Source organism: Paenibacillus tianmuensis, assembly GCF_900100345.1.
Taxonomy (GTDB): Bacteria; Bacillota; Bacilli; order Paenibacillales; family NBRC-103111; genus Paenibacillus_G; species Paenibacillus_G tianmuensis.
The window spans coordinates 39,930-50,248 of record NZ_FMTT01000016.1; the positions used below are offsets into that span (position 1 = coordinate 39,930).

A 10,319-nucleotide genomic window follows, 5' to 3' on the forward strand; every position below is an offset into this window, starting at 1 on the left:
GCTCTCACCTTGTATCCGTAATGTCTTAATTAAGCTTCCCTGTTCGGCGGAAATCATGAATGAAGGCCAAAAAAAGGAACCCGGATGCCGGCAAACGCCTGCTCCGAATTCCTTTTTTAGTAGTTCTTATTTTTTGGCTCCATGCTCCCGAAGCTGCTCGACCAACGCGAGCCGGTCTGTTTCCGTCAACTGCCGTTCAACTTTGAAGCAGGACGGGCACAAGTAAACCTGAACGCCGAATGAAGCTTGAAGCGGCTTGCCAAGCGCCGGATGCACGAACGGAACAAAGGCCTCCGAAGCCGGTTCGGTGCCGGCCAGCAGCATAAAGCTGTGGCAAGATGAACATTCCGGCGCTTCCTCTTGACTATCCAGCAGCTGCTGAACGCCTTCCCCGTAGTCGTCTGCCAGCTGCAATTCCTCATCCGACAACTCCAGCTCGTTATCCGGTTCTTCCTTTTCGTCATATTGGATGCTTGATTCGGAACGCTCCACCTGCAAATTAAGGCTACGGTACTCGCCCAGCTCGTTAAAGCAGTGCGGACATTCCTCTTCCGGACCGATTTCAGGGTCCCATACGATCTCTGTATGGCACCACGGGCAAACCTGATTCTCTGATTGCGACAAGCGCGTCATCCCCCTTAGCGGCGGCGGGTGAAGGTCTGTTTTACGCCTTCACGCTATGCAAATTTAATAAAATAGTAAACGCCCGCGCCCAAAAAAACAAGCGCAAGCGCAAATAAGGTGCCCCATAAATATTTCACAAGGACTCTTCCTCCTCCGGTCTTGAAGAACGATCCGGTTGTGGCCGGCCCTTCGCCGGCCCCCGGCATCAGGTCACGCTGGCGCCGATCACATAGGACAGCGAAACTGAAATGACCATGGAAAGAAAGCCTACGGCCCGGTTGTCCTTCTGGATTTGCTCGTCGATTTTGAAATACGGCGTCAAAAACTCAAAAATAAAATAAGCCACCAGCAGCAGTAAATAGCCGTACACTGCCCAAATCAACGCATGCAGCACCGAATCGTTATTCAAGATCGCAAAACGGAACAGGTTGCATATCCCGAATATTTTGCCTCCGGTCGCCATCGCTACCGACAAATTGCCGTTCTTGATCTCGTCCCAATCCTTATACTTGGTTACCAGCTCGAAAATCGCCAAAAAGACAATCAGCGCCAGCACAGCGATCGAAAAAAACGCCAGCGTCTCAACATAAGGGTTGCTCAGCAAAAAATCCACCTCTTTATCCGCCATTAACAATCCGCCCTGCCTTTCGCCTCAATCAAGGTGAGTTTTTAACATCGAAGAGACTGAAGGCGTCAGGCCTTCAGTCTCCTTATGTCGCTTACTCCGCTTGCTTCTTGGCCGCCAGCTTCGCACGAAGCGCTGCCAGTTCATCGTCGACGCCAGCGTTTTTGTTGAGCGCTTCGAACTCGTCGTCGAGGCTTTTGTCTTTGGACCGCAGCTCGTTGCTCGCTTCAGCCTGCGCTTCAAGCTCCATCACCTTTTGGCTCATCCGGTCGAAGCCTTTCGCCGCATTGTCGGTACCGAAGCCGTTCATCGCCTGATTGATTTGCTTTTGGGCTTTGGCCGCTTCCGCACGGGCTACCAAAATATCCTTTTTGTTCTTCATCTTGCTGAATTCGTCCTTCATCTCGGACAATTGGTTACGCAGACGATCGGCGTTGGCTTTCGCCGTATCGTACTGCTGCTTCATTTCGTCAAAGCGCAATTGATGCTCTTTCTTGTCCTGCAGCGCGCGGCGGGCCAAATCCTCGTTGCCGGATTCCAGCGCCTTGAGCGCTTGCTCCTCGCGTTTTTGAACCATTTCTTGCGCTTCCTCGTACTGCTGCTTGAACTTCTTCTCAATCGCGATTTGCTTTGCAACCGCCGACTCGGCTTCCAAAATATCTTCTTCCATATCCCGAAGGAATTGATTGAGCATTTTTACCGGGTCTTCCGCTTTGTCCAGAAGATCGTTAATCGAAGCCATCGTCATGTCACGCAATCTTTTGAAAATTCCCATGTTAAAATTCCTCCTGTACGTTGGTTTGAAAATATCGCTTCAGCCTGCAGAGCTTCACAAACATCGATGCTTACACTCGTATATTACGGAAGATGCGGGCCGGAGTTTCAGTTGTCGAAAAATTTTTTTTAACGATGAGTGCGGTCCCGCTACGACCGAAGGAAGAGCGGGCTGCTTCTATTTCAGTTCGGCCACGGTGACCCCTGCGCCGCCTTCGTTGTAAGCTCCCATGCGGAAGCTCTTGACGTGCTTATGCTTGCGCAAAAATTCTTGAATGCCGGTCCGCAGCACGCCGGTGCCTTTGCCGTGAATGATGAACACCTGGCCGAAATTCGCCAAGTACGATTCGTCCAGGAAGCGGTCCACTTCGATAATCGCCTCTTCCACATTGGTCCCGCGCAAGTCCAGCTCCATCTTGGCGTTCTCGTCGCGCGTCCGCTTCAGGCTGGAAGTAGCCTGCTGCTGGGGCTTTTTCTGGGTGGAGGCTTGCTTCAGAAGCTCCAGGTTCGCTTTGTTCACTTTCATTTTGAGAATACCGAGCTGTATGGTAAATTCCGTCTCGCTCACGATCTCGACCACATGTCCCCGCTGGCCGAGATTCGTCACCAGCACTTCGTCGCCCGGCTCGATACGATCGGCTTTTTTGCGCGGCGTACCGGCCTTGGAGTTGCTTCGGAGCTCGGGAGCCGCATCGTTCATCCGCCTTTTCAGCTCGCTGAGCTTATGATCCTTCACTCCGCCCGCTTCCTCGCGCTGGATTCTGCGGAGCTCAGTGATGATCTCGTCGGCTTCGCGGCGGGCTTTCACCACCGCCTCCTCCGCCTCGCGCTCCGCACGCTCGAACAGCTTATCCTTCTGCTCCTCGAAGCGCCGGCGTTCGGCGGCAAGCTGCTCGCGCAACGTTTCGACTTCGCGGCGGTTACGCTCCGCCGATTCGCGCTCGGCCTCGGCCTGCAGCCGGTTCTCTTCGAGCGTAGCGATCATCGATTCGACGCGCTGATCCTCCTCGCCGACCTGGCCGCGGGCATGATCGATAATGGTTTTCGCCAGACCGAGGCGCTCAGCAATCGCGAACGCGTTGCTTCGTCCGGGAACGCCTACAAGCAGCCGATACGTCGGACGCAGCGTCTGCACGTCGAACTCCATGCTGGAGTTAATGACGCCCTGCCGATCAAAGGCATACGCCTTCAGCTCGCTGTAATGCGTCGTCGCTACGATCCGGCAGCCCATCTGGTGCATATGCTCCAAGATCGATATGGCCAGCGCCGAGCCTTCCGCAGGATCGGTCCCGGCTCCCAGCTCATCGAGCAGCACAAGGCTCTTGGGCGTCATTTCTTTGAGAATCCGGATAATATTGGTCATATGGCTGGAAAACGTACTAAGATTCTGCTCGATACTTTGCTCGTCCCCGATATCCGCAAAGATCGTATCGAACACACAAAGCTGGCTGCCCTCCTCGGCCGGGATGAACAGCCCCGCCATCGCCATGAGCGACAGCAGACCGATCGTCTTAAGCGAAACAGTCTTGCCGCCCGTATTCGGTCCGGTCACAATGATCGTCGAATAACGGTTGCCCAGCTCCACGTCAAGAGGAACGACCTTTTCCGCAGGAATGAGCGGATGTCGTCCGCGCTTGAGCTTGATGAAGCCGCGGTCGTTGAGCAGCGGCAGCGTCGCCTTCATCTCGCGCGCGACGCCCGCTTTGGCGAAAATAAAGTCAAGCTCCGTCAGCGACTCTACGTTGACGAGCAGCGTATCCGCGCTATCCGCTACGAAGGCGGACAGCATGCGGAGAATTTTCTCGACCTCCGCCTCTTCTTTCAGCTTTAATTCACGCACGCGGTTGTTCATTTGCACGACCGCTTCCGGCTCGATAAACAGCGTCGCCCCGGAAGCCGATTGATCGTGGATCATGCCGCCGAAATGACCGCGGTATTCCTGTTTTACGGGAATGACGTACCGGTCTCCCCGGATCGTTACGAGATTGTCCTGCAGCATCTTTTGAATGGACGGCGTGCGCACCATTTGTTCCAGCCGCTCGCGGGCTTTCGATTCGCTCGACCGCAGCTCTTGACGGATTTTCAGCAGCTCCGGGCTTGCGGTATCCATCACTTGAGCGTTCTCGTCGACGCACCCGCGAATCCGTTCTTCCAATTCCTTATGGTCGGTCATCGGTTCAAGCAGGTCAAGCAGCAGCGGAATGCTGTAATCTTCGTTCGTCGCTTCCAGAAACCTGCGCAGCCGGCGGCCGCCTTGATTCGTCATCGCAATATCCAACAGCTCGACCGGGTTCAGCATGCCGCCGATCCGCGCCCGATGAACCGCAGTCCGGATGTCGCGGATGCCGCCGAACGGCGCGCCGCCCTTCAAGCGGTCCACGTTGACCGCTTCGTCAGTCGCCTGCAGCCTGCGCTTCACTTCATGAAAGTCGCCGCTCGGTTCAAGCTCCTCCACCCGGCCTTTGCCGAGCGATGTCGCGGCATAGTTCGCACAGCGCTCAAGCACCGCCCGGAAATCCAGCGTAGCCAATATTTTTTGATTGTATGATGTCTTGTTCGTATTCATCGTTTTCGTTATAGAAACCTGCCTTTCTTGCCGATAAAAGCTCTTAATTGCTATTATATCCAAGTCGGGGGAGTAAAGCTAATGAATTTCCGCTAAGGATTACCATTCATAAAGCCGAAGACTTGGGAAAACCTATAAGGTGCACCGAAAGCGTTTGATGAATACCGCAAAGACACGAAGGAGGAGCTGCACGATGCACTTGCTTGGACATCTCGTCAGGTTTATCGTTTCCGCCTTAATGCTGCTGATTGTCAGTTGGATCGTTCCCGGATTTAAGGTCGGAGGGTTCTGGAGCGCCTTTTTCCTGGCCTTGGTCATCGCGATCGCGGCGTGGGTCATTGAAGGAATCTTTGGCAGAAAGATCACTCCGTTTGGCCGGGGGGTTGTCGGTTTTCTAACGAGCGCGCTGATCATTTGGCTCGCCCAGTTTATCGTGAGCGGCGTATCGACAAGCATTATCGGTGCAATTTTGGCTGCCTTGGTTATCGGAATCATCGACCTGTTCATTCCGGTGAAAACACCGTTTGAGCAAGGCCGTTCCGGTCGTGAGAACGCCAAGTAAGCAAGTCGGCCGCAGGCATGAGCGTCTGCGGCCGATTTTCTTCGTCTTCACGGAATATGGTCATACAAATAAGGAGTAAATCAAATAACAAGCCGTCCCCCAAATCATCAGAGCCGATATCCGGTTTAACCAAGCGTGGAAACGTCCGGAAGCATCCAGCTTTCCGGTGATCCGCCCGACGGTGGCGATCCCGATAAACCATAGCCACGATACGATGATGGCCGCAGCGGTAAAACCGACTTTGTCCGCTCCCGTATAGTTCAGCGAGCTCGTCCCGATCACGCCGACGGTATCGAGGATCGCATGCGGATTGAGCAGCGAGATTGACGCCGTATAGGCAATTTGCTTCGAAATCCGGAACGATTCGGGCGAGCTTTGGACGGACGGTCCTGAAGCCGATGCGGCCTTCCAAGCGTTCCAGCCCAAATAGAGCAAAAAGGCGGCGCCCGCGATAAGCAGCACCGTCTTCACCCAAGCAAACGCCAAAATGACGACGGAAACCCCTAAAACGGCGGCCAAAATCAGAATCGTGTCGCATAGGGCCGCTGTAACCGAAGCAGACAGCGCAAGGACGAACCTCCGCTGAACAACCCCTTGCTGGAAAATAAACAGGTTTTGTACCCCTAATGGGAGGATCAACCCCAAAGCCAAAATAAATCCGTGCAGTACCGCTTGCATGTCCTCTCTCCTCCTGAAGCTATCTGAATAAATCTGGTCTTCGTCCATCATACCTCCCCCGGCGAAAAAGTCTTCAACCAAACGGTTGGTAAAGTACCCAACCAAAACAATGTTTGCTACAATTAGAGTAACCGACTTCGTACGGAGGGATGGCCGCTTATGTATCGCATCGACTGGCAGCCGGACGAGAATTCGCCGCTGCCGCTCTATTTGCAAATCAAGACCTATATGAAACGCAAAATCGAAAACGGCGAGTGGCCGGTCGGCAGCCGCATTCCGACGCAGCGACAATTGGCCGAGGCGCTCGGCGTCAACCGGTCCACAGTCGTCACGGCGCTTCAGGAGCTGATCGCCGACGGGCTGCTTGAAGGCGACGGCCGCCGCGGCACGAAAGTGGTGAACAATCCGTGGTCCCTGCTAACCTCGCTCACCCCGCCTGACTGGAATTCGTATGTTCAGGCTGGCTGGCACCGGCCGAATCTGCCAACTATCCAAACGATCAATGAGACGGAATTTCAAGCCGGGATCATCCGTTTAAGTACGGGAGAGCCGTCTCCGTCGCTATATCCGCAGCAGTTGCTCGGGGAGGTGTTCGGACGGCTTGCCTCCCGCATTCACACGCTCGGCTACGAAGAACCGCGTGGGCTGCTGCCGCTGCGGGAGCAGCTAAGTCACCACCTGCAAGCGCTCGGCATCGTCGCTTCTCCGGCCTCCATCCTGATCGTCTCAGGAGCGCTGCAAGCCCTGCAGCTTATTTCCCTCGGACTCGTCAAACCGGGAGCCACCATGATTACGGAGAGCCCCTCCTATCTGCATTCCCTGCATGTATTTCACTCCGCCGGGGTCCGGTTAACGGGGCTGGAGATGGATTCGGAGGGCATTCGCCTTCGCGGTTTGACCGAACTGAAGCCCCAGCCGAACCGGATGCTGTATACGATTCCGTCCTTCCACAACCCGACGGGCATCGTCATGTCGGAGCGGCGGCGCATCGAGCTGCTGCGGGAATGCGAGCGGCTGCAGCTGCCGGTGATCGAGGATGACGTCTATCGCGAGCTATGGTTGGATGCCCCGCCGCCTCCGCCCTTGAAAGCGCGCGATCCAAGCGGACTCGTCCTTTACTTGGGAAGCGTCTCCAAGACGGTTGGTCCGGGCCTGCGCACCGGCTGGATCGTCGGACCGGAGCCGGTCATCCGGCGGCTTGCGGATCTCAAAATGCAGACCGATTACGGGTCAAGCTCGCTTTCCCAATGGGCGCTGACGGAATGGTTCGAACGCGGCTTTCATGAAGAGCATTTAAACCGGGTGCGTACCGTGCTAAGGCAAAGACGCGACGATGTGTTGGACATGCTGCAGAAGCATTTGTCGGGGCTTGCGGTATGGAATGTGCCCGCGGGCGGCTTTTACATATGGCTGCGAATCGTGCCTCCCGTCTCCATGAATGCACTGTTCGCACGCGCGCTGCAGGAGGGCATTCTATTTAACCCCGGGACGGTGTACGATTCGCTCGGCGGCCCTTTCATCCGGCTCTCTTATTCCTTCGAATCGACAGAACGCCTTAATTTTGGCCTTCGGAAGCTTGCAGGACTGATCCGGGAGCTTAGCTCCTAACCAAAGTAAGGTTTGACAGGGGGCGACACGATGTTTTCATATTGTTGTCACCGTTCCGACACAGCCATAAGGCCGATGATTGCTGTATCATGGGGTAAGAAAAATATTCCATGATGGTTGTGAAAGGGGACTTACTGGAATGAAAAAATGGATTGTAAGTATGGCAGCAGTCGGGTTGATCTTTGCCTTGTCCGCGTGCGGTGCGAAAGAAGCCCCGAAGGCTTCCGAGCCGGCCAACGGCAATTCGGCGGCTCAGCAGGTAAAATTGGTGGCCACGAACTTCCAGTTCGATCAAAAAGAATATAAAGTGAAAAAAGGCGAGGATGTGACGTTTTCGCTGGAAAACAAGCAAGGCATGCATGCCGTTCAAATCAGTGGTGTAAACGTCGGTTTGGACAATAATAACAAGACCAAAACGGTAAAAATCGACAAGACCGGCACCTACGATATCGTCTGCTCGCTACCTTGCGGGTCAGGTCATGCTACGATGAAATCCAAGCTTATTGTGGAATAAGAACAGCCTGACGGCGAATTTTTCCAAAGCGGTTTCGTTTGTCCTGCGGGACAGACGGGGCCATTTTTTATCTAAAATTTGGTTCATTAAAGTATATAAAAGGGCCTGCTCCGCGGCTTGGTTTATTCCAAGCGATGAAGCAAGCCCTTTTTTCTGTTATGCGATCTGCGGTTTCAGGATTCCCCCGCTTTGACCTGACCGCTGCGGTTGTTCCAAAGCTCCTGCAGCTTATCGGTCAAAATCGGCGTATGTTCCAGAACGTATGGCGTCAGCATGGAGTGTTTAAGCTGATTTTGCGCGCCGTCGTTCGGGATCACGGTCATGACATGGACGGCGATCACCGCGATAACTGCCGCTTCCGCAAAGCCGAGCGCTGCGCCGCTCCATTGATTGACCTGCTTGAGTCCCGGCGCCGCCGCCAGCCAGTTCAGCAGTCGCCCGCCGATGCTGAATGCGATTTTGACTCCGAAGAACAAGATTGCAAACGCCAACGCATTATACACGTAAGTATCCAGCTTCGAGCCTTTGGCTAAAAATTCATACTTCTGGTACGTTTCATGTCCAGATAACGCAAGCGTACTTCCCACCAGCGGCGCCACATCATTATAAAAGAAAAAGGCGATCAAGTACGCGGCCACGAGACCGATGACCGATATCAGTTGGCCGATAAAGCCGCGCGCGAACCCTAGAACCGTTCCGACGGCGAGCACTGCCAGAACGGTGTAATCCAATCCGTTCATTCGCTATTCCTTCTCCACGAGCTCGATCCATTCATTATATTCGATCTGGAGCTTCTCGTACTCGGATTTCAAGTTCTGCAATTCTTCGAATACTTGCTCCGCCTTCCCCTGATGCTGTCCGTATTCGGCCTGCAACGCTTTGTGCTGTTTTATCTGCTCAGCGAGCTGCTGTTGAAGCTCCCTATACAGCTCGACTTGAAGCTCTAGCTCGTCCTTTTGCTCTGCCAGCTCGATCCGCAGCTGAGCTCCTTGCACCGCTTGCTCGGTCAGCTCGGCAATTCTCGCTTCCTGCGCAGCCAATCGATGCTCTAACGTCACCCGCTCGCTCTGTGTCGTTTGCTGCCGATCCTCTAGCGCGGCACACTGCTCCTGCAGGGCGCGGCTCAACTCTACGGCCGCTTCGCGTTCCCGGAGCAGTTCGCCAAGCTCGCGTTCACGCTCGCTGAGAAGGCGCTGGAATTCCTCGTGACGCGCCTCCTGCGCAGCCGCCGCTTCGCGCACGCCCGCTTCTTGCTCAGCCAAACGCCGCACCAGCTCGTCATGCTGCCCTTGCAGCTCGTCATAGAGCTCCTCATGCAGGCCAATCTCTTCCTTCTGCTCACGAAGCTTAGCCTGCAGCTCAGTTTCCCGCTCGCTAAGACTCTGTCCGAGCTGCGCGACGCGCGACGCCAAGGCGGCCGCTTCTTCGTCGAACCGCTGCTTCGCTTCGGCCAGCTCGCCTTCGAGCTCGTTGTAAAGCTCCTGCTGCAGCGCCAGCTCCTCTTCCTGCTCTCGCCGCTTTCCGCGCAGGGCTTCCAGCTCTGACTGCAGTCCGTCGCCGAGCTGCAACTGCTCGCGTGTCTTCTCCAGTTGCTCGCCAAGCTGCACCTCCAGCCGACGCTTCTGTTCCTTCAGCTCCGCACTCTCGGCGGCGCGCTGCTGTTCCAGCTCCGCCGCACGCTCGGCGTAGTGCATCTCCGCTTCGCGCGCTTGCTCCGCCAGCATCGCCTTCGCCGCGACTACCGCCTCGCGGCTGCGCTCCCGCTCGGCTGCGAGCTGCTGTTCGAGCTCCGCTTGCTGCGATTTCGCCACGGCCGCCTGCGCTTCCGCTCCGCGCGTCTGCTCCGCCAGCAGCGCCTCCGCCGCGGCTGCTTCCTCGCGGCTGCGCTCACGCTCGGCTACGAGCTGCCGCTCCAGCTCCGCTTGCTGCGCTTTCGCCGCTGCCGCTTGCGCCTCCGCTTCGCATGACTGCTCCGCCAGCAGCGTCTCTGCCGCGGCTGCTTCCTCGCGGCTGCGATTACGCTCGGCTGCGAGCTGCCGCTCCAGCTCCGCTTGCTGCGCTACCGCCGCGGCCGCCTGCGCCTCCGCTTCGCGCGCCTGCTCCGCCAGCAACGCCTCCGCTGCCGCTGCTTCCTCACGGCTGCGCTCCCACTCGGCTGCGAGCTGCCGCTCCAGTTCCGTCTGCTGCGCTTTCGCTACGGCCGCTTGGACCTCCGCTTCGAGCGCCTGCTCCGCCAGCAGCGCCTCTGCTGCGGCCGCTTCCTCGCGGCCGCGCTCCCGCTCGGCTGCGAGCTGTCGCTCCAGCTCCGCTTGCTGCGCTTTCGCCGCTGCCGCCTGCGCTTCCGCTTCGCGCGTCTGCTCCGTCAGCA

At 56.3% G+C, this 10,319-nt stretch carries 10 protein-coding genes; 3 read left to right on the top strand and 7 right to left on the bottom strand.

The genetic code is table 11. The features are described 5' to 3' along the window. Window positions 1–126 precede the first annotated feature (126 nt). The 4 genes from BLO51_RS12525 to BLO51_RS12540 all read right to left on the bottom strand — a co-directional run bounded on the left by BLO51_RS12525 (window position 127) and on the right by BLO51_RS12540 (window position 4,589). Complete coding sequence (locus BLO51_RS12525) at window positions 127–633, bottom strand: hypothetical protein (RefSeq protein ID WP_174551241.1); 507 nt, start codon at window positions 631–633, stop codon at window positions 127–129. A 196-nt stretch (window positions 634–829) separates the two neighbouring features. Continuing rightward, entirely contained in the window at window positions 830–1,252 is a 423-nt protein-coding gene (locus BLO51_RS12530) for a DUF350 domain-containing protein (protein ID WP_090671927.1), read from the bottom strand. A gap of 91 nt (window positions 1,253–1,343) precedes the next feature. Further along, window positions 1,344–2,024, bottom strand: a complete 681-nt coding sequence (locus tag BLO51_RS12535; protein ID WP_090671930.1) for a PspA/IM30 family protein — start codon at window positions 2,022–2,024, stop codon at window positions 1,344–1,346. Window positions 2,025–2,201: 177 nt separating this feature from the next. Then, window positions 2,202–4,589 (bottom strand): endonuclease MutS2, encoded by a 2,388-nt coding sequence (locus tag BLO51_RS12540; protein WP_090671933.1) that lies wholly within the window; start codon window positions 4,587–4,589, stop codon window positions 2,202–2,204. 193 nt (window positions 4,590–4,782) lie between these two features. On the opposite strand from BLO51_RS12540, the gene BLO51_RS12545 reads away from it, so the two are divergent. Next, a complete protein-coding gene (locus BLO51_RS12545; RefSeq protein ID WP_090671936.1) occupies window positions 4,783–5,151 on the top strand; it encodes a phage holin family protein in 369 nt (122 codons plus the stop codon). Window positions 5,152–5,211: 60 nt separating this feature from the next. Here BLO51_RS12545 and BLO51_RS12550 read toward each other — a convergent pair whose 3' ends face one another. Continuing rightward, window positions 5,212–5,829 (bottom strand): LysE/ArgO family amino acid transporter, encoded by a 618-nt coding sequence (locus BLO51_RS12550; protein WP_090671939.1) that lies wholly within the window; start codon window positions 5,827–5,829, stop codon window positions 5,212–5,214. A 159-nt stretch (window positions 5,830–5,988) separates the two neighbouring features. On the opposite strand from BLO51_RS12550, the gene BLO51_RS12555 reads away from it, so the two are divergent. Next, window positions 5,989–7,437, top strand: coding sequence for an aminotransferase-like domain-containing protein (locus tag BLO51_RS12555; protein ID WP_090671942.1), 1,449 nt, complete (start codon window positions 5,989–5,991; stop codon window positions 7,435–7,437). Between the two features lie 139 nt (window positions 7,438–7,576). Further along, window positions 7,577–7,951 carry a cupredoxin domain-containing protein gene (locus BLO51_RS12560; RefSeq protein ID WP_090671945.1) on the top strand — a complete coding sequence of 125 codons (375 nt, stop codon included), beginning with the start codon at window positions 7,577–7,579 and terminating at the stop codon, window positions 7,949–7,951. Window positions 7,952–8,124: 173 nt separating this feature from the next. Here the strand turns inward: BLO51_RS12560 and BLO51_RS12565 are convergent, their stop codons facing one another. Both BLO51_RS12565 and BLO51_RS12570 read right to left on the bottom strand, forming a co-directional pair. Further along, the gene (locus tag BLO51_RS12565; protein ID WP_090671949.1) at window positions 8,125–8,691 is read right to left on the bottom strand and encodes a CvpA family protein; all 567 of its coding nucleotides are present in this window, start codon (window positions 8,689–8,691) and stop codon (window positions 8,125–8,127) included. Between the two features lie 3 nt (window positions 8,692–8,694). Continuing rightward, a partial coding sequence (locus BLO51_RS12570) for a coiled-coil domain-containing protein (protein ID WP_483825084.1) occupies window positions 8,695–10,319 on the bottom strand: 1,625 nt, incomplete at its 5' end.